Annotated in this window: 21 protein-coding genes; 7 read left to right on the forward strand and 14 right to left on the reverse strand. The window is 71.0% G+C overall.

The features are described 5' to 3' along the window. The first annotated feature begins 12 nt into the window (after positions 1-12). From AB0G74_RS26265 to AB0G74_RS26275, 3 genes are all read left to right on the forward strand, one after another. Positions 13-660 carry a hypothetical protein gene (locus AB0G74_RS26265; RefSeq protein WP_361150740.1) on the forward strand — a complete coding sequence of 216 codons (648 nt, stop codon included), beginning with the start codon at positions 13-15 and terminating at the stop codon, positions 658-660. Positions 661-830: 170 nt separating this feature from the next. After that, positions 831-1,715: an NAD(P)-binding domain-containing protein gene (locus AB0G74_RS26270; RefSeq protein WP_361150743.1), complete on the forward strand. Its 885-nt coding sequence runs from the start codon at positions 831-833 to the stop codon at positions 1,713-1,715. Positions 1,716-1,903: 188 nt separating this feature from the next. After that, positions 1,904-2,863, forward strand: a complete 960-nt coding sequence (locus tag AB0G74_RS26275) for a chitinase (protein ID WP_361150745.1) — start codon at positions 1,904-1,906, stop codon at positions 2,861-2,863. 55 nt (positions 2,864-2,918) lie between these two features. Here the strand turns inward: AB0G74_RS26275 and AB0G74_RS26280 are convergent, their stop codons facing one another. From AB0G74_RS26280 to AB0G74_RS26320, 9 genes are all read right to left on the reverse strand, one after another. Continuing rightward, the gene (locus tag AB0G74_RS26280) at positions 2,919-3,599 is read right to left on the reverse strand and encodes a contact-dependent growth inhibition system immunity protein (RefSeq protein ID WP_361150747.1); all 681 of its coding nucleotides are present in this window, start codon (positions 3,597-3,599) and stop codon (positions 2,919-2,921) included. 15 nt (positions 3,600-3,614) lie between these two features. Then, positions 3,615-3,914 carry an RNase A-like domain-containing protein gene (locus AB0G74_RS26285; RefSeq protein ID WP_361150750.1) on the reverse strand — a complete coding sequence of 100 codons (300 nt, stop codon included), beginning with the start codon at positions 3,912-3,914 and terminating at the stop codon, positions 3,615-3,617. Between the two features lie 46 nt (positions 3,915-3,960). Further along, complete coding sequence (locus tag AB0G74_RS26290) at positions 3,961-4,524, reverse strand: hypothetical protein (RefSeq protein ID WP_361150752.1); 564 nt, start codon at positions 4,522-4,524, stop codon at positions 3,961-3,963. A gap of 15 nt (positions 4,525-4,539) precedes the next feature. Continuing rightward, complete coding sequence (locus AB0G74_RS26295) at positions 4,540-6,285, reverse strand: RNase A-like domain-containing protein (protein ID WP_361150754.1); 1,746 nt, start codon at positions 6,283-6,285, stop codon at positions 4,540-4,542. Further along, complete coding sequence (locus tag AB0G74_RS26300; RefSeq protein ID WP_361150757.1) at positions 6,285-6,599, reverse strand: WXG100 family type VII secretion target; 315 nt, start codon at positions 6,597-6,599, stop codon at positions 6,285-6,287. Before AB0G74_RS26300 ends, AB0G74_RS26295 begins: the two co-directional genes overlap by 1 nt. 73 nt (positions 6,600-6,672) lie before the next feature. After that, entirely contained in the window at positions 6,673-7,065 is a 393-nt protein-coding gene (locus AB0G74_RS26305) for a WXG100 family type VII secretion target (protein ID WP_361150759.1), read from the reverse strand. A 147-nt stretch (positions 7,066-7,212) separates the two neighbouring features. Beyond that, positions 7,213-8,097 carry an NAD(P)H-binding protein gene (locus tag AB0G74_RS26310; RefSeq protein ID WP_361150761.1) on the reverse strand — a complete coding sequence of 295 codons (885 nt, stop codon included), beginning with the start codon at positions 8,095-8,097 and terminating at the stop codon, positions 7,213-7,215. Between the two features lie 175 nt (positions 8,098-8,272). After that, entirely contained in the window at positions 8,273-9,262 is a 990-nt protein-coding gene (gene hemB / locus AB0G74_RS26315) for a porphobilinogen synthase (protein ID WP_361150763.1), read from the reverse strand. A gap of 100 nt (positions 9,263-9,362) precedes the next feature. After that, on the reverse strand, positions 9,363-9,911 hold the full coding sequence (locus tag AB0G74_RS26320; RefSeq protein ID WP_361150766.1) for a DinB family protein: 549 nt from the start codon (positions 9,909-9,911) through the stop codon (positions 9,363-9,365). Between the two features lie 161 nt (positions 9,912-10,072). On the opposite strand from AB0G74_RS26320, the gene AB0G74_RS26325 reads away from it, so the two are divergent. Next, positions 10,073-10,306 carry a hypothetical protein gene (locus AB0G74_RS26325; RefSeq protein ID WP_361150768.1) on the forward strand — a complete coding sequence of 78 codons (234 nt, stop codon included), beginning with the start codon at positions 10,073-10,075 and terminating at the stop codon, positions 10,304-10,306. A gap of 71 nt (positions 10,307-10,377) precedes the next feature. Here AB0G74_RS26325 and AB0G74_RS26330 read toward each other — a convergent pair whose 3' ends face one another. From AB0G74_RS26330 to AB0G74_RS26350, 5 genes are all read right to left on the reverse strand, one after another. Continuing rightward, the gene (locus tag AB0G74_RS26330) at positions 10,378-12,042 is read right to left on the reverse strand and encodes a bifunctional uroporphyrinogen-III C-methyltransferase/uroporphyrinogen-III synthase (RefSeq protein WP_361150770.1); all 1,665 of its coding nucleotides are present in this window, start codon (positions 12,040-12,042) and stop codon (positions 10,378-10,380) included. Continuing rightward, complete coding sequence (gene hemC / locus AB0G74_RS26335) at positions 12,039-12,998, reverse strand: hydroxymethylbilane synthase (RefSeq protein WP_361150772.1); 960 nt, start codon at positions 12,996-12,998, stop codon at positions 12,039-12,041. The genes AB0G74_RS26330 and hemC overlap by 4 nt, the downstream gene beginning before the upstream one ends. Continuing rightward, positions 12,995-14,659 (reverse strand): glutamyl-tRNA reductase, encoded by a 1,665-nt coding sequence (locus tag AB0G74_RS26340; RefSeq protein WP_361150774.1) that lies wholly within the window; start codon positions 14,657-14,659, stop codon positions 12,995-12,997. Before AB0G74_RS26340 ends, hemC begins: the two co-directional genes overlap by 4 nt. Beyond that, on the reverse strand, positions 14,656-15,450 hold the full coding sequence (locus AB0G74_RS26345; protein WP_361150777.1) for a redox-sensing transcriptional repressor Rex: 795 nt from the start codon (positions 15,448-15,450) through the stop codon (positions 14,656-14,658). Before AB0G74_RS26345 ends, AB0G74_RS26340 begins: the two co-directional genes overlap by 4 nt. A 680-nt stretch (positions 15,451-16,130) precedes the next feature. Next, a complete protein-coding gene (locus AB0G74_RS26350) occupies positions 16,131-16,406 on the reverse strand; it encodes a glutaredoxin family protein (RefSeq protein ID WP_361150779.1) in 276 nt (91 codons plus the stop codon). Positions 16,407-16,539: 133 nt separating this feature from the next. Here AB0G74_RS26350 and AB0G74_RS26355 point away from each other — a divergent pair, with 133 nt between their 5' ends. From AB0G74_RS26355 to AB0G74_RS26365, 3 genes are all read left to right on the forward strand, one after another. Continuing rightward, entirely contained in the window at positions 16,540-17,523 is a 984-nt protein-coding gene (locus AB0G74_RS26355) for an HAD-IB family hydrolase (RefSeq protein ID WP_361150782.1), read from the forward strand. A 294-nt stretch (positions 17,524-17,817) separates the two neighbouring features. Further along, positions 17,818-18,723 (forward strand): ECF subfamily RNA polymerase sigma factor, BldN family, encoded by a 906-nt coding sequence (locus AB0G74_RS26360; RefSeq protein ID WP_361150785.1) that lies wholly within the window; start codon positions 17,818-17,820, stop codon positions 18,721-18,723. A gap of 434 nt (positions 18,724-19,157) precedes the next feature. Beyond that, positions 19,158-20,450: a DUF5667 domain-containing protein gene (locus AB0G74_RS26365; protein WP_361150788.1), complete on the forward strand. Its 1,293-nt coding sequence runs from the start codon at positions 19,158-19,160 to the stop codon at positions 20,448-20,450. Positions 20,451-20,518: the final 68 nt, after the last annotated feature.

Below are 20,518 nucleotides of genomic sequence, written 5' to 3' on the forward strand. Positions count from 1 at the left end.
AAGGTTGTGGATATGCGTCAGAGGCAGCGGCGGAACGGGGGGCGGGGCGGCGGCTTCACTCCCCGTCAGATCAGCGTGAAACTGGCGATCCCACTCGTCGGCGAGATATCCGGGATCTGGGAGCCGGACGATGCCGAACGGGACGCGGCCTGGGAGTTGTACGTCGAACTGGCCACACGTATCTCCGTGGTCGAACTCCGCGAGGACGAGGGTCTGCTGCGGGAGGCGCTCACATCCCTGTACACGGTCTTCGGTACGACACGAGACATCCTGCGGCGCTACGGCCCCGCGGTCGCGCCCCGGGTCCCGGCCGGGCAGGTGACCTTCGGGGCACTGGCGGTGACAGTGCTCAATCTCTGTGTACGGCCCCTGCTCAGCAAGTGGCATCCGCTGCTGACCGCGCACGAGAGCCTGCGGTCCGATCAGGTCGATCCGGTGTCCCACGAACGCCGTTGGGCCCGTTCCGCCGAACTGCGGAAGGAGATCGAACAGGTGCGCCGGGTGATGCTGGCCCTGGCCGAAGCCCTGAACGAGGTGGCGGGGGTCGGCGACCTCATCGCCGTACGGCTGCCGGTGCAGTCCCCGGACTCCGCCGACTCCGCCGACTCAGCCGTGGCGGACCGGCCGTCGGCGCACCGGTCACCGGGAGAGCGCTCCTGAACGGGTGACCGTCGCACGCCCCGACCCACGCCTCCGCACGCCCTTCCCGTACACACCTTTTGGTGAGTACCCCACAAAATAGTCGGTACTTGTGAAGGCATTTCCGGGCTCCGAGAATGGATAACGCCACTTCGGCACCTCTTCCACCTCATTTCTCAAGGAGCCCCCGTATGCCTTCCGACGCCGCCGCCAAGCCCGCCGTTTCCGTCCTCGGCCTCGGAATGATGGGCTCGGCCCTCGCCTCGGCCTTTCTGAAGGCCGGGCACCCGGTCACGGTCTGGAACCGTACGGCGGCGAAGACCGGCCCGCTGGTCGCCCAGGGCGCCCGCCCCGCGCCGACGGTGGCGGACGCGGTGGCCGCGAGTGAGCTGCTGGTCCTCTGCCTGATGGTGAACGACCAGGTCCGGGAGGTGCTGGAGCCGGTGGCCGACGGCCTGGCGGGGCGTACGGTCGTCAATCTGACCAACGGGACCCCGGCGCAGGGCCGGGCGCTGGCCGCGTGGGCGGAGGAGCACGGCGCCCGGTATCTCGACGGCGGGATCGTGGCGGTCCCGCAGATGATCGCCGGGCCGGACGCCTTCGTCTACTACAGCGGCGACCGGGACGCCTTCGAGGAGTACGAGGAGACGTTCCGGGCCCTCGGCGGCGCCCGGTTCGCCGGTACGGACGCCGGGCTCGCCGCCCTCAACGACTTCGCCCTGCTGATCGGGATGTACGGCCAGAACATCGGGATCTGGCACGCCTTCGCCCTGGTCCGCTCGGCGGGCATCCCGGCGAAGGAGTTCGCCGAGCCGCTCCGGCTGTGGCTGGAGGCCATGGCCCACTCGATCCCGGTCTACGCCGAGGCGCTGGACTCCGGCGACCACCTCACCGATGTCTCCAGCCTCGCCGTCAACGAGGCCGCCCTGCCCAATCTGCTGAACACCCTGACCGAGCAGGGAATCACCGGGGAATTCTTCGCCCCGGTGGAGGCGCTGATCCGCCGGGCGGTGGCCGACGGCCACGGCGCGGACGGCCTCTCCCGCCTCGCCGACGTACTGACACCGCGCCCCTGACGAGACCGGTTCAGCGCCCAACGGGCCTTTCCCCAGGGCCCTTTCATATTGGTCTATACCTTGACGCGGGCGGGCCGGGCCGTTCAGTGTGGGGCACGAACCCCCACACCACGGCCGCCCCCGGAAACCCCCCACGAGCCCCCACGCTCACTTCCACGAGCGGCCGTTGAAGCACGGAGGAGGAACACGTGCTCGTTCAGCGCACCCAGCGCCGGCTCAAGGCGCTCGTCGTGGCCGTCGCCGCGACCGCCGGACTCGCGGCCATCGGTCTCGTCCCCACCAACGCGTCCGCCGCACCCGCCGCGCCCTCGGTCACCTCCGCCACCACGGCGGACGACTGCGCCAACGCGCCCGACTGGCGCCAGGGCACGTATTACCCGGTCGGCGCCATCGTCAAGTACCGCGACGGCAAGTACTACATCGCGGAGCACGCCAACCCGGGCTACGACCCCACCGTCAGCACCTGGTTCTGGAACCCCCACACCTGCGGCGGCGGCGAGGGCCCCGGCCCCGGCCCCGGCAACCCGGGTGACTTCGTGGTCTCCGAGGCCCAGTTCAACCAGATGTTCCCGAACCGGAACCCCTTCTACACCTACACCGGCCTGAAGGCCGCGCTCGCCGCCTACCCCGGCTTCGCCAACACCGGCGGTGAGACGATCAAGAAGCAGGAGGCCGCGGCCTTTCTGGCCAACATCAGCCACGAGACCGGCGGACTGGTCCACATCGTCGAGTCGAACCAGGCGAACTACCCGCACTACTGCGACCGCAACCAGCCCTACGGCTGCCCGGCCGGCCAGGCCGCCTACTACGGCCGCGGCCCGATCCAGCTCAGCTGGAACTTCAACTACAAGGCCGCCGGTGACGCCCTCGGCATCGACCTCCTGAACAACCCGTCACTGGTCCAGAACGACGCGGCCGTCGCCTGGAAGACGGCGCTCTGGTACTGGAACACCCAGTCCGGCCCCGGCACGATGACCGGCCACAACGCGATGGTCAACCAGGCCGGCTTCGGCCAGACGATCTGGTCCATCAACGGCTCACTGGAGTGCAACGGCGGCAACCCCGCCCAGGTCCAGAGCCGGGTCAACAACTACACCCGCTTCACCCAGCTCCTGGGCGTCCCCACCGGGGCCAACCTGTACTGCTGACCCGAACCGCACAACCGGGGGAGGCGCGACACCGCGCCTCCCCCGCGCCATTCCCTCACCCCGCCCCCTCACGACCGCCGGCCGCCGGACCGAGCCGCGCGGCCACCAGGGCGAGCCACCCGGAAACCGCGTACGGAGCCGGGACACCGACCTCCATCCCCAACTCGGCGACACCGACCGCGTACTCCCCCTCACCCAGCCCCAGGGCCAGCAGCTCCCGGATCTCACCGACGAGCCGGGCGACGAGCCGGGGATCGGTCGTCTCCGCGTAGTCGTCCACCGCCGCGTCGTGCCCGTCGAACTCGTCGGGCATGTCCTGGGAGAACCACCCGCCGAGGAACTGCCCCAGCTCCGGAAAGCGGGCCTGCCACTCCCAGTGGGTGACCGGCCCGGCGGAAGGCGGTACGCGCCCCTCCTCGACGCTCCGCCGGATGTGATCGGCCAGCAACTCCAGCCACTCCAGGATCTCCGCGTCCCCCAGTCCCACGTCCGGCGGATCGTAGAACTCCCCGAGCCGCGCCCTCAGCCGCCCGGGCGGATTGCGCGCGTACTCCCGCAGCTGACTCTCGGCGACGGCGAGCGCCCAGGGGCGGGTGTGCCAGGTGTGCCGCAGATAGGCGGTGAGGGCTTCGCTCGGCTTCTCCTCGGTGTCGTCGGCGGGAAGTCCGATATACGCGCGCAGGACCTGGTCCAGCTCCCCGTACCTGCGGTCGTGCTCCAAGGGGGTCAGCGCCACGGTCGGCCACCGCCTTCACACATAGACGGGATGGCTGGCATGCACGACAAACCCGTTGGCGGCCGACGGCTCACGCCGCAGCACGACCCGCGCGGCCCGCACCTCGACGGCCCCGCGCCCGGCCAGCATCATCGCCCGCAGCAGCACCCGCCCCACAGGCTCCGACCGGGACGGCCACGCCGCCTCGATCACCAGCCGCCGCCGGGTGGACTGGGCGAGCCAGCGGTGAACGACCTGCTCATTGCGGTTGACCACGTGCTGGGTCGCCCACCGCGCGGTCTCACGGTCGGGATAGGTGGCGCTGCGGACGAGCAAGACGGCTCCTCACGGACGGGGGTGGCACGGAGTCCTCACCTTCACATCACCGGAAGGCCCAGACCATCCCGACCTCAGTCTCCGACACGAGGATCAGCCCCTGGTCGACATCGCGTGCCGAGAAGGGAAACCATCCCGAAGAACCTTCATAGTAATCGAGGCTCCCGCCACTCGGCCTCGCATTCGCATAGAAACGCGAACCATTCGGAAATCGCGACAGAATAGCATCGGCCTTCTCTTCGAGAACCGCCCTGCGCGCCGCGAAATCCGGCTCCTGATTGACATTGAGCCATCCCGTGGAAAGTTTCACCAAATACTGCCTGGCGGAGAAACGCGGGATCTCATTCAAGTGATCCTTCCATCGACTCGTATCCGACGGGTCGCCAGGAAGGAAGACGAAGGGAAAGAACGGATCGTCATCCCTTTCGAATTCGAGCTCATAGGGATCCAGAGTTTGCCAACCGCGAGCATCAGGAGTGCTGCAACGCATCAAGGTGTATACATCGAGCGCCCAGTCCTCATGTTCCCGGTTCGTCACCTTGACGATCCTGGACCAGTGCTTGTACAGCTCCAGAGCTTCGGACCACGACTGCTCATTGAGTTCAGTCACCTCAGCCTCCTTACGTCATTTGGGCATCGAGGTCAGCACGACGAACGGAGGGTCCAAATCCGGTTTGTACTTGAGTATAACGCTGACACCATAGGCGTCCTTGGGAGGAGTTGGAGCATCGTTCACCACCGGCGCCGTGCGCCCGGTCACCTCCGGCATACCCAACGGCCCGGCCGGGATCGAATCCACGGTGAATTCTTCTCCGATCGCGGTCGACGGAACCGGAGGTCCCTGGATCCATTTGTCGATTGCCGCCGTATTGATGCGGATCGCATGTTCCGCGTATCGCTGCGCCGACTCCAGATCCGTGAACGTGGAGGCGGCAGGGATATCCACCTTGCCGGACCCGCTCGCCTCGTCCCGCAACCGCTGCGTCAACTGCGCGTCGGTGAGCCCCACATGCCTGTCGATGCTGTGCCCGCCGTACAGCTCCTCCTCCGTCGCGAGGTCGATACTGTACTTGTAGGGCCCCGGGCTCTCCGGTCGTTGCCAGCTGTGTTCCTTCTTGAAGTCGTTCAGGGTGCGCGCGCCGTACGCCTCCGCGCGTGCCGCCTCGGCCCGGAACGTCGGCGCGCTGAGTATCGCCTCGTCCAGCTCGATTTCCAGTGCCTTCAGTCGGCCGGCGGCATCACTGAACGCCTGGTGGTACTTCTCGACCGCCGCGTCCGCGGCCGCCTTGTCCATATGCGAGCGGAACGTCATGACGATCTCGCCGAACGCGGCGGTCGCGGTGAGCCTGGCCATCTCGAACAGGTCCAGGCCCACGGTGAGGTCCTTGACCGTCGCCTTCGCGGCCTCCGCGCCCAGCCTGGTGGTCGTCTCGGCGGTGGCGTCGCGTACATCGGCCAGTTCGTTCAGGGCCTGCCCCACGGTGGTCGCGGTCTTGCGGAGGATCTCGATGAGGGGCCGCTGCTTGGCGGGCGGGATGGTGCGTCCGGTCTTCCAGCTCCGGCCCATGGAGGCCCGGTTGCCCTGCTCGTCGTAGGTCCTGCCCCATTCGGTGGTGCCCCAGATGGTCTGGCAGAACGCCTTCATCGCGCCCTGCCACTCGTCGTTGCCCTTGTTGTTGCTGATGAATTTGATTGCGGTGTTGAAGCCGTCCGCCGCCGCCTTCGCGGCCTTCTCCGCGGCCTCCCAGGCCGAGGCCATGTTCCTGAACTCGTCGTCCCTGGCCCCGGGGGTGATCTCATGCATCTTTCCCAGCCGGAGGCCGTGTTCGATGGCGGGCCGGATCACATCGGCGAGGAAGTCGGGGATCTCGCCGAGGGCGCCGGAGATGGCCCAGGAGTCGGCGTCCTCACCGGTGCCGGACCATTTGATGTCGTTGACCGGTCCGTACCTGGGCGGGTTCTGGATGACCGCCGGCAGCGGCTGTACGCCCGGACCGCACATATTGCGGGCCCGGTAGTCGGCCTGGGTGTACTTGTTCGCGGTGTCCGTCAGGCCGACGGCGACACCCCCGACGCTGACCACGCTCTTCGCCCAGAGCTCCAGGAACTTCTCGTTCACCGCTTTGTACGCCGCCGCGAAGGCGTCCGCGCCCCGGCCCGTACCGGCCGACTGGCTGTACTTGTTCAGCACGCCGACGAGCGCCGTGGCGCCCTTGTCGTAGTCGAATTGTCCGTCGCGCACCACGAACGCCGTGTAGTACAGGTGCCGCGGCTCCACATCGAAGCCGCCCCCGGCCGATTTGGGGGAGCGCGTCCGCGCGGCCTCCCGCTCCTGTCGGCGCTCCTCGTCCGTGGGCCGGGGCTCGGCCATCAGGCACCGCCCCAGCCCGCTAAGACCGCGCGGTGCGCGGCGGCGTAGCCTTCGTGGCCGTTGGTCACGACCTCGTGCAGCCACTTCTGGGCTGCTTCCAGCTCCCTGGCCGAGCGGTCCCATTTGTCGAGCTCGTCGAGAAACGCGTCACGGGCCTCTCCCTGCCAGGACGCGACGACCGGCACGAGGCGCGTATAGAGCTCGTCCAGTCTTCCGTTGAGTTGCCTGAGGATGTCGTCGAGTTCGGTGGTCAGGTGTTCCAGCGTTCCGAACGAGACGCTGATGTGCTCTTCCTCGGCGGTGCCGTCCGGCATATGAACCCCCTCCGGTTCGGACAGCGGCGCCGTCGCCCTGTCCCTTCGAGGTGTCTGCTGGGGCCGGTCGCCGTCACAGTCCGTCGAGGCCGCTGCGCGACCGCGGTGGCGCCGCCTCCGCCCCGGCCGGTGTGGACAACGCGTCCGCCTCGGCCGGGATGTCGACGTCGACGGCTCGGATACTCGCCAACGTGTCGAGTTCCACCGCGGTGAAGCCGTCCCGGCTCAACCGCACCGCCTGTTCCAGGCGCCCCATTACCTCGCGGATCCGGACGGCGTCCTCGGCGACCGAGCGGTGGAGTGCGCGGTAGCGGGTCGCGGCGGGCCCCCGCCAGCCGCCCTCGATGGCGTCCACCACCAGGTCCATTCGGCGGACCTGCCGGGTCAGGTGGTCCTGCATGGCGTCGAGGTCGTCGGCCAGCTTGGTGAGGTCGCCGTCCTCGGCCGCCAGATTCTTCCGGTCCATCCCGCCCCCGTTCCGCACCGCTCCGATACCCCGCCCGTCACCTCGTCCCCGTCAGCCTAGCCATGGCGAAGTCCCTTACGCCCATGGATTGTTGGCCAAACAGATCGTGTCCGGCGGCGGCCCGGCGAAAGCGCCGCGCCAGGCGCCTCACCCCCGGAACGTCGCCGCGTTCTCCCGTACCCACTCCTCGAAGGTCCGGCCCGGGCGGCCGGTGACGATCTCCGCCGAGTGCGGGGAGAAGAGGTCGCCCCAGTCCGTGGTCTCCTCGTCGTCCTGGCCGGACTCCGTGCCGTCGTAGTCGGTGTAGCCGAGCAGGAAGTCGGCGCTCGCGGCGGCGAATCCGCCCTGGGCGAGGTAGCGTTCCCGCAGCTCCGCCGGGGTGACGATGAGGAGCTTCACCTCCTCGCCGAGGACCCGGGCGATGATCGCGACCTGTTCCCGTACGGTCAGCGGCCCGGGGCCGTCGAAGGTGTACGCCTTCCCCTCGTGGCCGTCCTCGACCAGCGCCGTGACGATCGCGTCGGCGACGTCCGCCGGGTGGACGGGGGACATGGGGGTGTCGCCGTCGATGTCGCGGACCACCCGCTCCGAGCGGATCGAGGGGCCCCACAGCTCCAGCTTGTTCCCGGCGAACTCGCCGGGGCGGATGAAGGTCCATTCCAGGCCCGAGGCTTTCACGGCCTCCTCGACCGGGAGGTGGAAGGTGGTGTCGTAGCCGGAGGTGACCGCCGCCGAGGAGAGCACCACGATCCGCCGTACGCCCGCCGCTTTCGCCCGGGCCACCACGTCCGCCACCCCGTCGGCGTGGGGGAAGAGCACCATCCGGTCGACGCCCTTCAGAGCCTCGGTCAGGCTCTCCGGGGCGCCCAGGTCGCCGGTGACCACGTCGGCGCCGTCGAAGAGGCCGGCCGCCCGGCTCGGGTCGCGGGTCAGGGCGCGGACCCGGGCCCCGCGGGCGGTCAGTTCGCGGACCACCCGCCGTCCGATGGTTCCCGTCGCCCCGGTCACCAGGTACGTCATCGTCGTCGTCATCGTGCCCCCTCCGTCGTTCCGGTCGCGCACGGGCACGCGTTCGTACACCGTACGCAGTGTTCATTCGGAGAGTACACCGTACGCACTTATCACGCGGCGGCCCCCGGCGGCACCGGGACGCCACGCGCCGCCGGGCCGCCGGGGGCCGGCCGGAACACCTCAGAGCCTGAACACCTCAGAGCCTGCCCGCGACCTCCGTCGCCCAGTAGGTGAGGATCATCTTCGCCCCGGCCCGGCGGATGCCGGTCAGGGTCTCCAGGATCGCCTTGTCCCGGTCGATCCAGCCCTTCTCGGCCGCCGCCTCGACCATCGCGTACTCGCCGCTGATCTGGTACGCCGCCACCGGCACGTCCACCGCGTCCGCGACCTTCGCCAGTACGTCGAGATAGGGCCCGGCGGGCTTCACCATCACCATGTCCGCGCCCTCCTCCAGATCGAGGGCCAGCTCGCGCAGCGACTCGCGGACGTTCGCCGGGTCCTGCTGGTACGTCTTGCGGTCGCCGCGCAGCGACGAGCCGACCGCCTCCCGGAACGGGCCGTAGAACGCCGACGAGTACTTGGCGGTGTACGCCAGGATCGCCACGTCCTCCTTGCCAATGGTGTCCAGCGCGTCGCGGACCACCCCGACCTGACCGTCCATCATCCCGCTCGGGCCCACCACATGGACGCCCGCGTCGGCCTGGACCTGGGCCATCTCCGCGTACCGCTCCAGGGTGGCGTCGTTGTCCACCCGGCCGTCGGCGTCCAGCACCCCGCAGTGCCCGTGGTCCGTGTACTCGTCGAGACAGAGGTCCGACATGATCACCAGATCGTCGCCGACCTCGGCCCGGACGTCCCGGATCGCGACCTGGAGGATGCCGTCCGGATCGGTCCCGGCCGTCCCCGCCCCGTCCTTCTTGGCGTCCTCGGGCACCCCGAACAGCATGATCCCGGAGACCCCGGCGGCCCGCGCCTCCACGGCGGCCTTCCGCAGCGTGTCCCGGGTGTGCTGGACGACCCCCGGCATCGCCTTGATCGGCACCGGCTCGGTGATGCCCTCCCGGACGAACGCCGGAAGGATCAGGTCCGAGGGGTGCAGCCGGGTCTCCGCGACCATCCCGCGCAGGGCCGGGGTGGTCCGCAGCCGCCTCGGCCGGGACCCGGGGAAGGAACCGTACGTAGTCATGGTCCCCACGCTACGCCCCGCCCGGAGCGCCCCCGACGCCAGTGCCCGGGACGCCGCCGAGCCCCGCCGAGTCCGCCCCGAGGTCAGCTCAGCGCCCGCGTCAGCCCAACGCCTTCCGCAGATGCGCGGTGATCCCGATCTCGGACACGTTCTTCGCCAGTTCGAAGTTCACCCAGGCGGCGACCTCGGCGAGGGTGAGCGTCGCCCCGCCGAACAACGGATGCCCGCCGGTCCGCCCCGTACCGTCGAGATCCGCGTCGGAGAGCGCCGAAAGCTCCGTACGCCACTCGTCCCGCAGCCCCCGCAGCCACTCGGCCGACGCCTCCGCGCTCCCCGGCCAGAAGATTTCCTCGCGGGCGGGCACCTCACCGCCGAAGCAGTGCCGGAGGGTGATCGTCCACCAGTAGCCGATATGCCAGGAGAGCCAGCCGATCGAGAGCGTCGGTACGGGGTCGGGCTCGGTCTCGGCGAAGTCGGCGACCCATCGCCCGGCGCCGTCGGGCCGTACGCTCCACGCCCCCGGCGCGGGCTCCCACAGGAAGTCCGCGTCGTCGAGACGCTCCAGGTGGTACTCGAAGAGGGCCCAGATCTGATCGAGCTGCCCGGTGAGCAGGGCGGCACGCGCGGCGGCGGGGGAAGGTGTGGTCATGGCCGGAGGCTGCCATCCGGCGTTTGCCTGCGGCAACGGATTTGATGGCGCGGGGACGGGGACCGTGCTTCCATGACGGGGTGCCCCGGCCCCGCTGACGTACGGTCAGTTCCGCGTCCGGGTACGGCTCCCGTCCCCATGCGTCAGACACGGAGGCGAATATGGCCGTCTTCCACGAAGGAACGACCTTCCAGGGATCCGCCGACTACCCGATCGGTATGGACCCCGGCTGGGTGAGCATCAGCTTCTCGGTACGGAACGAGATGATGCCCCCGAGCACCCCGCAGATCACCCCGCTGGAGATCGCGGCCGCCCTGAACACCCTGGTGCAGTCCAAGGGCTATCCGCGGATCGTCTTCAGCGGCACCCCCGTCGCGGAACCGCTCAACCCCTGACCCGCGACGCGCGCGTGCCCGGTGGGAACTCCCCCACCGGGCACGTCGTCGCACCATGCGTACAGGGCGCGTCAGGTCGTCGTACGCCGCCGCCGGCCACCCGGCCGCCGCTCGCTCGGCCGGGTCACGTGCTCGCCCGCCTCGACGGCCGCCGCCCGGCGCCCCGCGCCGAACTCGGCCAGCGCCTCCGCCAGCCGCAGCACCGACGGCTCGGGCGACAGTACGTCGACCCGGAGCCCGTGCTCCTCCGCCGTCTTCGCGGTGGCCGGGCCGATACAGGCGATCACGGTCACGTTGTGCGGCTTCCCGGCGATCCCGACCAGGTTGCGGACCGTGGACGACGAGGTGAAGAGCACCGCGTCGAACCCGCCGCCCTTGATCGCCTCCCGGGTCTCGGCCGGCGGCGGCGAGGCGCGCACGGTCCGGTAGGCCGTGACGTCGTCCACCTCCCAGCCCAGTTCGATCAGCCCGGCGACCAGCGTCTCCGTGGCGATGTCCGCCCGCGGCAGGAACACCCGGTCGATCGGGTCGAAGACCGGGTCGTACGGCGGCCAGTCCTCCAGCAGACCCGCGGCCGACTGCTCGCCGCTGGGCACCAGATCGGGCTTCACACCGAAGTCGACCAGTGCCTTCGCGGTCTGCTCGCCGACCGCCGCGACCTTGATCCCGGCGAAGGCGCGGGCGTCGAGACCGTACTCCTCGAACTTCTCCCGGACCGCCTTGACCGCGTTCACCGAGGTGAAGGCGATCCACTCGTACCGCCCGGTGACCAGGCCCTTGACCGCCCGCTCCATCTGCTGCGGGGTACGCGGCGGCTCCACCGCGATCGTCGGCACCTCGTGCGGCACCGCCCCGTAGGAACGGAGCTGGTCGGAGAGGGACGCCGCCTGCTCCTTGGTCCGTGGTACGAGCACCTTCCAGCCGAACAGCGGCTTGGACTCGAACCACGCGAGCTGGTCGCGCTGCGCCGGGGCGCTGCGCTCGCCGACGACCGCTATCACCGGCCGGTGGCCCTCCGGCGACGGCAGGATCTTGCCCTGCTTGAAGACCTGGGCGATGGTGCCCAGCGTCGCCGTCCAGGTGCGCTGACGGGTCGTGGTCCCGGCGACGGTCACCGTCAGCGGGGTGTCGGGCTTGCGGCCCGCCGCGACCAGTTCGCCCGCCGCCGACGCGACCGCGTCCAGCGTCGTGGAGACCACGACCGTGCCGTCGCTGGCGCCGACCTCGGTCCAGCAGCGGTCGCTCGCGGTCCGGGCGTCGACGAACCGGACGTCGGTGCCCTGCGCGTCCCGCAACGGCACCCCGGCGTACGCGGGTACGCCGACGGCCGTCGCGATCCCGGGCACGACCTCGAACGGGATGCCCTCCGCCGCGCAGGCCAGCATCTCCTGACCGGCGTCGGCGTCCAGCCCCGGATCGCCGCTCACCGCACGCACGACCCGCCTGCCGGACCGCGCGGCCTCCATGACAAGATTGACCGCATCCCTGAGTACGGGGATTCCGGCGGCTGTTGACGCATCGTCGACGACCGTCAGCTCAGGCGTGCTGACGCCCGCCCGCGCATGGCCGCGAACCACGTCGAGCACTTCCGGCTCGGCGATCAGGACCTCGGCTCCCGCGAGTGCCTCGACAGCCCGCAAGGTCAGCAGCCCGGGATCACCGGGTCCGGCGCCGAGGAAAGTGACGTGCCCGTTAGCCGAGTCGTACGCCGTGGACGGGTTGGTGGTGGGGCTCAAGACGCTCGCTCCCCCATAAGACCGGCCGCACCCTTGGCGAGCATCTCGGACGCGAGTTCGCGACCGAGCGCGATGGCGTCGCCGTGCGACGTGGGTACGGGACCGGTGGTGGACAGCTGCACCAGCGTCGCGCCGTCGATCGTGCCGACGACGCCCCGCAGGCGCATTTCGTTGACATCCTGGCCGTCGCCCAACAGGTCGGCGAGCGCGCCCACGGGTGCGCTGCAGCCGGCCTCCAGGGCGGCGAGCAGGGATCGCTCGGCCGTCACGGCGGCCCGGGTCTCCGGGTCGTCGAGCTCGGCCAGCTGGGCGATCAGCGCCGCGTCGTCCGCGGCGCACTCGATCGCCAGTGCCCCCTGGCCGGGGGCGGGCAGCACGAAGTCGACCGAGAGGAAGTCGGTCACCTCGGCGCTTCTGCCCATACGGTTCAGCCCGGCCGCGGCGAGTACCACCGCGTCCAGTTCACCGCTGCGCACATATCCGATCCGGGTGTCTACGTTCCCCCGGATCGGCACGGTCTCTATGCGGGTGTGGTGCGCCCGCGCGTACGCGTTCAACTGGGCGGCCCGGCGCGGCGAGCCGGTACCGATCCTGGCGCCCTCGGGCAGCCGGTCGAAGGTCAGCCCGTCCCGGGCCACCAGCACGTCCCGCGGGTCCTCCCGCTTCGGGATCGCCGCCAGCGCCAGTTCGGCGGGCTGCGTCGTCGGAAGGTCCTTGAGCGAGTGAACCGCGAAGTCCACCTCGCCCGCGGCCAGCGCCTCACGGAGCGCGGCGACGAAGACGCCGGTACCGCCGATCTGTGCCAGGTGCTCGCGGGAGACATCGCCGTACGTCGTGATCTCGACCAGCTCGACGGAGCGGCCGGTGACCGCTTCCACCGCCCGCGCCACCTGCCCGGACTGGGCCATGGCGAGCTTGCTCCGCCTGGTCCCGAGCCGCAGTGCCCTCTCGGTCATGATCGTCCTCGGTTCTCGGCGTCGGTGTCGCGGTCGTTCACATCGGCCCGGCTGACGGACGCCACGGTCTCCGGGTCGAGGTCGAAAAGGGTGCGCAGCGCGTCCGCGTACCCGGCGCCGCCGGGCTCGCTGGCCAGCTGCTTCACCCGGACCGTCGGCGCGTGCAACAGCTTGTCGACCACGCGGTGGACGGTCTGGCGGATCTCTCCGCGCTGCTTGTCGTCGAGGCCGATCAGCCGGCCGTCGAGCCGGGCCAGCTCACCGGCGACGACATCGGCGGCCATGGTCCGCAGGGCGACCACGGTGGGGGTGATCCGGGCCGCGCGCTGGGCCGCGCCGAACGCCGCGACCTCGGCCGCGACAAGGGCGCGGACCTGGTCGACGTCGGCGGCCATGGGCGCGTCGGCGGACGCCTCGGCGAGCGTTTCGATGTCGACCAGCCGGGCGCCGGGGACCCGGTGCACGGCATGGTCGATGTCACGGGGCATGGCCAGGTCGAGCAGGGCCATGCGTACGGTGCCCCGGGCGGTCCCGGCGGTCCGTACGGGCTGCCGTACGGCCGGTACGGAACTGCCCGCGTTCTCCACCCAGACGCCGTGCTGAACCGGGTCACCGGCCGTACCGGCGGGACCGGTGTGCGTATCGTCCAGGCCGACCGGGCAGCCGCCGTCCGCGGGTTCGGCGGCGGTACGGCCGCCCCGGTCGCGGACCCGGCCGTCGCGGCCCGCGGTCTCGGCGAGCCGGGCGACCAGGCTGCCGTCGGGGGCGCGCTTGCCGCCCTCGGCGACGACGGCGCCCGCCAGTACGGCGGAGGCGCCCTCGGGTACGGCGAGCGCGTCGGCGACGGCGTCGGCGGTGAGGACGAGCCCGGTCGCGCCGGTACAGGAGACCACCGCGGATGCACGTGTCAGTTCGTCGGTCACCGCCGACATCGGCACGGCCCGTACGGCGGTCGTGCCCGTACCGGCCTCGGCCAGCGACGCCGCCAGCCGCTCGGCCCGGTCGAGTGTGCGATTGGCGATGACGAGTTCGCGTACCCCGAGCCGGGCGAGGGTGGTCGCCGCCAGCGACGACATCGAACCGGCGCCGATCACCAGGGCCCGCTTGTCGGCGGCCCACTCGGTCACGTCCGCGCCGCCGGCGAGCTGCTCCAGGCCGAAGCTGACCAGGGACTGTCCGGCCCGGTCGATCCCGGTCTCGCTGTGGGCGCGCTTACCGACCCGCAGCGCCTGCTGGAACAGGTCGTTGATCAGCCGTCCGGCGGTGTGCTGCTCCTGACCGCGGGCGAGGGCGTCCTTGATCTGGCCGAGGATCTGCCCCTCGCCGACCACCATGGAGTCCAGTCCGCAGGCCACCGAGAAGAGGTGGTGGACGGCGCGGTCCTCGTAGTGGACGTAGAGATAGGGGGTCAGCTCTTCCAGGCCGACCCCGCTGTGCCGGGCGAGCAGGGTGGAGAGTTCGGCGACGCCCGCGTGGAACTTGTCCACGTCCGCGTAGAGCTCGATCCGGTTGCAGGTCGCCAGTACGGCCGCCTCGGCGGCGGGCTCGGCGGTCAGCACGTCCTGCGCCAGCTTGATCTGCGCGTCCGCGGAGAGCGACGCCCGCTCCAGCACGCTCACCGGCGCGCTGCGGTGACTCAGTCCGACGACCAGAAGACTCATGCCGGCATCACGGCGGGCATGTCCCCGTCAGGTCCCTTGCGGCCGGCGGCGGAGCCGCCCCGGACGGTGGCGGGGGCGCTGCCGGAAGCGGCGGCACCCTCCGTCACGGCGGCGGGCACATCGCCGCCGTCGCCCGCCTTCCGCTGCTCGTGGAAGGCGAGGATCTGGAGTTCGATCGACAGGTCGACCTTGCGCACGTCGACCCCGTCCGGGACGGTCAGCACGGTCGGCGCGAAGTTCAGGATGGAGGTGACACCGGCGGCCACCAGCCGGTCGCAGACCTGCTGCGCGGCACCGGCGGGCGTGGCGATCACACCGATCGACACCCCGTTCTCCGTGATGATCTTCTCCAGCTCGTCGGTGTGCTGGACGGCGATCCCGGCGACCGGCTTCCCGGCCATCGCCGGATCCGCGTCGATCAGGGCCGCGACCCGGAAGCCGCGGGAGGCGAATCCGCCGTAGTTGGCGAGCGCCGCGCCGAGGTTACCGATACCGACGATGACCACGGGCCAGTCCTGGGTCAGCCCCAGCTCGCGGGAGATCTGGTAGACGAGGTACTCCACGTCGTACCCGACCCCGCGGGTGCCGTAGGAGCCGAGGTACGAGAAGTCCTTCCGCAGCTTCGCGGAGTTCACCCCGGCGGCGGCGGCCAGTTCCTCGGAGGAGACCGTGGGCACGGACCGCTCGGAGAGCGCGGTCAGCGCCCGCAGGTACAGCGGAAGCCGGGCGACGGTGGCCTCGGGGATTCCTCGGCTACGGGTCGCCGGTCGGTGATTTCGGCCAGTTGCCACGGTGCTCCTGCGGGATGAGCGAAGCTCTAGGCGGCCGTGTGTCCCAAGACCGCCCCGTCGACAGCAGGCTATGTCTTTGTGAACGCGTGCACAAAGATTGTGTCCGTTTTGTCCAGTCAAAGTGATCGGGGTCACGCGCCTGGATCCCGTAAACATGGAACCCCGCACCACCTCGCGCCGTTCCACCTCCGAAGGGGCCACCACGCCCCACACTCCTCCCACGCCCCCCGAACCCCCTCCACTCTGCCCCTCCCTCCCGCCCCCCGCCTACCCCCCTGCACCGGCGAGAGCCGGTGAGAGCTTTCAGGGGCGCGGGGAACTGCGCGACCAGCCGGCCACGGTCCGCAGACCGCGAACAAGATCAGGCTGCCGGGCGCGGCCCGGGTTGTGGGCCTCACCCGGAGGGCCAAGGCGCTGGGGGTCCCCCCATTGCCGAAGGCATAGGGGGCGGAACTGCGCGACAAGCCACGGGCGATCCGCAGACCGCCGACAACACCAGGCCACCGGGCGCGGCCCGGGTTGTGGGCCTCACCCGGAGGGCCAAGGCGCTGGGGGTCCCCCCATCACCGAAGGCATAGGGGGAGGAACTGCGCGACAAGCCACGCACGGCCTGCGGACCGCGAACAACACCAGGCCGCCGCGCGGGGCCCGGCGCAAGGAACTTCAGGGGGAGGCGCCCCTTACCCCTCCAGCGCCCGCCGCAGGCGCCCCGCGTCCACCTTCCAGAACGTGTGCCGCTCCCCGTCCACCAGCACCACCGGAATCTGCTCCCAGTACTCCCGGTGCAACGCCTCGTCGACGGTGATGTCCTTCTCCTCCCATGACGCCCCGGTCTCCGCGCACACCGCCTCGACGACCGTCCGCGCGTCGTCGCAGAGATGACATCCGGGCTTGCCGATCAGCGTGACCACCCGGTCACGCGCCGCCTTCTTCTTGCGCCGCAGCAGAGGACTCATGGCCCCATTCTCCGCCGCACCCCCGTCCGGGAGGACCACGCCCCCCGCCCCGTAACGGGAACGCGCCGAAGAGTTCACCCCGCCGCATACCGGCGGGTAGGGATCCCCTGAACCGACTGGCTATGCTCGCGGTATGGCCGCACGTGGATGGCTCACCCCCCGACGGCGCTCCGCGACCGCGCGCAGCGTGCTCGCAGGCGAGGCCGCGGCCGAGGCCGCGCGCAAGGCGACCCGCGACCTGGACGAACCCCTCCCGGAGACCGGCCTCGCCGCCCCCGAAGAGGCCGAGGAGGCCAAAGAAGCCGGTGAGCCCGAGGAGCCCGCCGAGGACTTCCCGGTGCCCGGTGACGTCCGCGCCGCCGCGTTCTTCGATCTCGACAACACCGTGATGCAGGGCGCCGCCCTCTTCCACTTCGGCCGCGGCCTCTACAAGCGGAAGTTCTTCCAGCGCCGGGAGCTGGCCCGGTTCGCCTGGCAGCAGACCTGGTTCCGGCTGGCCGGGGTCGAGGATCCCGAGCACATGCAGGACGTACGGGAGTCGGCGCTCTCGATCGTCCAGGGCCATCGTGTCTCCGAGCTGATGAGCATCGGCGAGGAGATCTACGACGAGTACATGGCCGACCGCATCTGGCCGGGCACCCGCGCCCTCGCCCAGGCGCATCTCGACGCGGGCCAGAAGGTGTGGCTGGTGACGGCCGCCCCGGTGGAGACCGCCACGATCATCGCCCGCCGGCTCGGGCTGACCGGCGCGCTCGGCACGGTCGCCGAGTCCGTCGACGGCGTCTATACGGGCAAGCTCGTCGGCGAACCGCTGCACGGCCCGGCGAAGGCGGAGGCCGTCCGGGCCCTGGCCGCCGCCGAGGGGCTGGACCTGGCGCGCTGTGCCGCGTACAGCGATTCGCACAACGACATTCCGATGCTCTCGCTCGTAGGACATCCATACGCGATCAATCCGGACACCAAGCTGCGCAAGCACGCGCGCGAACGTGACTGGCGGCTGCGCGACTACCGGACCGGCCGGAAGGCCGCGAAGGTCGGCATCCCGGCCGCCGCCGGGGTGGGCGCGCTCGCGGGCGGTACGGCCGCGGCCGTCGCCCTGCACCGCCGCCGCCGCTGACGTCCGGCCCCGGGGGACGCCCCCGGGGCCGAACACGGTTACGAGCACTCCTCCCCGCACGACACCCCACCCGACCGAAAACGAACGTTTCCGATCAACAAGTGGTCAGTTTCAGGACCACTTTGTGTCGTCGAGGGGTAACAGAAGCGACGGAAACGATGATTTGAGCAACTGGGTGTAGCACTGCCTGTACGAAGCGTTATTCTCCTCAGACGCATACGAGACCCGCCCATCGCCACGACGGGTGAACGGTCCCGCACTGCACGTGATGGAAGCTCTGCCTCTGGGAGTCCCGTGTACCCACACGTCGGGGTTGACGCCTCGGGCCTGGCTACGCTCCGCGCGACGGTTCTCGAACATCTGCGCGGGCTCGTCCCCACCGCGTACGCCGTCCCCGCCCTCGCCGCCCTGCCCCGCCTCACCACCGCCGGCGGCGGCCCCGCCGCCCCCTGCTACGCCCTCGCCGACGGCTACAACGAGGGCCCGGCGCGCAGCGCCGTCGTCGAGGGGAGGCGGTCCGGCGGAGGCCGTGCGGTCGCCAGACGCAACAGCCGGACCGGCACCAGCGCGTCCACCGCGCCGAACGCCCCGGCCGCCGCGTCGAACACGTCATCCGCGTCCACTACGGTTCGCCGCCCGAGCGCCGACAGCGACAGCGCCCGCATGATGGAGCTGGTCGAACGCGCCCAGGCGGGTGAGGCCGATGCCTTCGGCCGGCTGTACGACCAGTACAGCGACACCGTGTACCGCTATATCTACTACCGGGTCGGCGGCAAGGCGACCGCCGAGGACCTCACCAGCGAGACGTTCCTGCGCGCCCTGCGCCGGATCTCCACCTTCACCTGGCAGGGCCGTGACTTCGGCGCCTGGCTGGTGACGATCGCCCGCAATCTGGTCGCCGACCACTTCAAGTCCTCCCGGTTCCGGCTGGAGGTCACCACCGGCGAGATGCTCGACGCCAACGAGGTCGAGCGCAGCCCGGAGGACTCGGTCCTGGAATCGCTCTCCAACGCGGCGCTGCTGGAGGCCGTCCGCAAGCTCAACCCGCAACAGCAGGAGTGCGTCACGCTACGGTTCCTGCAAGGTCTCTCGGTCGCCGAGACCGCGCGGGTGATGGGCAAGAACGAGGGGGCGATCAAGACCCTCCAGTACCGTGCCGTACGCACCCTCGCCCGGCTGCTGCCGGAGGACGCCCGCTGAATCCCGGGGCCCACCCCCGCCGCACGGCCGACGCGAATACCGCACCGCCGCACCGCCCGTACGACCCGTACCGCCCGTCCCACCGGCTCCGAGAGCCCGGAGCGTACGACCCCGTACCCCGCACCATCAGCGCCACGCACCACCCCGCACCAGCCGCCGCACCCGCTCCACCCCCGCCGAAAAGTCCCGGTCCCACCCCACCCCCCGCCGTCCCCCGACCCCGACATACCTCTCGGTGACGCCACGATGACGCACTGGTCCGATCATCTTTCGCGCGTAACCCAAGTGCCGCGCCGCTCGTTGTGCGAGATGCAGGCTCCCTGTGGTCACGCCCTGCCCGCAGCCACTCACTCGATCGTGGTAATGCGCGTAGATCGTGCAACCCTCCAGACCCCCAGGGGAGTCGATCGTCATGACGAGAGGAGGTGCCGCCAGTGATCGCGAACGTTTCGGCGCACCGGCGGGCGAACGCCTTCGCCCAGGCCCTGGAATCTCAGGCGGCCTCGCAGCGGCCCGAAGAGGGCGCGGACCCGACCGCGGACGCCCCGGGCGGCCCCGGCGAACCGGGCGTATCGGCAGCCGCCGCGGCTCCCGCGGCGCAACGGCCCGAGCAGGCGCGGATGCTGGCCTTGGCGACCGGCCTCGGCGAGCTGCCGAGACCCGAGCTGGACCCCGAGGTCAAGGTGGTCCAGCGGGCTCAACTGGTGGCCGCGATGGAGGCCATGCTCCGGGACGGGACCGCGGGCGCCACGGGCCCGGCCGCCCCGGAGTCCGCGGGCCCTACGGTGCCCGAGCAGCGGAAGCCCGGCAGGCATCGGGCCTCCCCGTTCCGTCGGCTGCGACCCCGCTCCCGCTGGTCCAAGGGCCTGGCGGCCGGCGGCCTGACGGTCGGCGTGGCCGCGGGCGCCTTCGGCGGGGTGGCGGCGGCGAGTTCCGACGCCCTCCCCGGTGACTCGCTGTACGGGCTGAAGCGCGGCATGGAGGACATCCGGCTCGGTATGGCCGACGGCGACACCGACCGCGGCGAGCTCTATCTCGATCAGGCGTCCACCCGGCTGAACGAGGCCCGGCGGCTGATGGAGCGGGCCCGCTCCGGCTCGATGGACCACGAGTCCATCGGCGAGGTCCGCCGCGCGCTCAACGGCATGCGCCACGACGTGGGCGAGGGCCACCGCCTGCTGCACGCGGCGTACGAGCGGGACGGGTCCCTCGGCCCGATCCGGAAGCTGGACTCCTTCTCCCGCTCCCACCGGGACACCTGGAACGGACTGCGCGAGCGGCTCCCGGTCCAGCTCACCGATGTCGGCGCCGAGGTGGACAACGTCTTCGACGCCATGGAGCAGGAGGTCCTGCCGCTCCAGTCGCTGCTGCCCCCGGCCCCGGAGCGGGGCCGCGGCTCCGAGCGCCCCGGCACCGTCGCGCCCCGGCAGTCGGGGGCCGACCGGCCCGCCGACGGCAGGCGTACGGCCCCGGCCGCGTCCGACGCCCCGGCGGACCCCCGCTCCGGCGGCGACCCCCGCCCCTCGGACACCGGCTCCGGCAGCAGCACCCCGCAGCAGGACCAGGGGCTGCTGGGCGGTGCGGGCGATCTGCTCGACCCGGCGCCGCAGACCTCGCCGACCCCGGCGGAGGGTGCGGCTCCGACGCCGAAGCCCGATATCACCATCCCGCCGCTGCTGCCCGGCCTCCTCCCCGGTCTCGGACTGAGCGCGGAAGAAGACCGCTGACGGCGGTCGACACGGCGCAGGGGGTGGACCCGTTCCCACGGGTCCACCCCCTGCCGCCGGTCCGGACC

The sequence above is a fragment of the Streptomyces sp. NPDC020875 genome (assembly GCF_040641415.1).
In the GTDB taxonomy this organism is placed as follows: Bacteria; Actinomycetota; Actinomycetes; order Streptomycetales; family Streptomycetaceae; genus Streptomyces.

Coding starts and splice junctions, on each gene's coding strand:
- AB0G74_RS26265 (WP_361150740.1), top strand. CDS start 13: ATGCGTCAGAGGCAGCGGCGGAACGGGGGGCGGGGCGGCGGCTTCACT.
- AB0G74_RS26270 (WP_361150743.1), top strand. CDS start 831: ATGCCTTCCGACGCCGCCGCCAAGCCCGCCGTTTCCGTCCTCGGCCTC.
- AB0G74_RS26295 (WP_361150754.1), bottom strand. CDS start 6,285: ATGGCCGAGCCCCGGCCCACGGACGAGGAGCGCCGACAGGAGCGGGAG.
- AB0G74_RS26300 (WP_361150757.1), bottom strand. CDS start 6,599: ATGCCGGACGGCACCGCCGAGGAAGAGCACATCAGCGTCTCGTTCGGA.
- AB0G74_RS26305 (WP_361150759.1), bottom strand. CDS start 7,065: ATGGACCGGAAGAATCTGGCGGCCGAGGACGGCGACCTCACCAAGCTG.
- AB0G74_RS26310 (WP_361150761.1), bottom strand. CDS start 8,097: ATGACGACGACGATGACGTACCTGGTGACCGGGGCGACGGGAACCATC.
- hemB (WP_361150763.1), bottom strand. CDS start 9,262: ATGACTACGTACGGTTCCTTCCCCGGGTCCCGGCCGAGGCGGCTGCGG.
- AB0G74_RS26320 (WP_361150766.1), bottom strand. CDS start 9,911: ATGACCACACCTTCCCCCGCCGCCGCGCGTGCCGCCCTGCTCACCGGG.
- AB0G74_RS26325 (WP_361150768.1), top strand. CDS start 10,073: ATGGCCGTCTTCCACGAAGGAACGACCTTCCAGGGATCCGCCGACTAC.
- hemC (WP_361150772.1), bottom strand. CDS start 12,998: ATGACCGAGAGGGCACTGCGGCTCGGGACCAGGCGGAGCAAGCTCGCC.
- AB0G74_RS26340 (WP_361150774.1), bottom strand. CDS start 14,659: ATGAGTCTTCTGGTCGTCGGACTGAGTCACCGCAGCGCGCCGGTGAGC.
- AB0G74_RS26350 (WP_361150779.1), bottom strand. CDS start 16,406: ATGAGTCCTCTGCTGCGGCGCAAGAAGAAGGCGGCGCGTGACCGGGTG.
- AB0G74_RS26355 (WP_361150782.1), top strand. CDS start 16,540: ATGGCCGCACGTGGATGGCTCACCCCCCGACGGCGCTCCGCGACCGCG.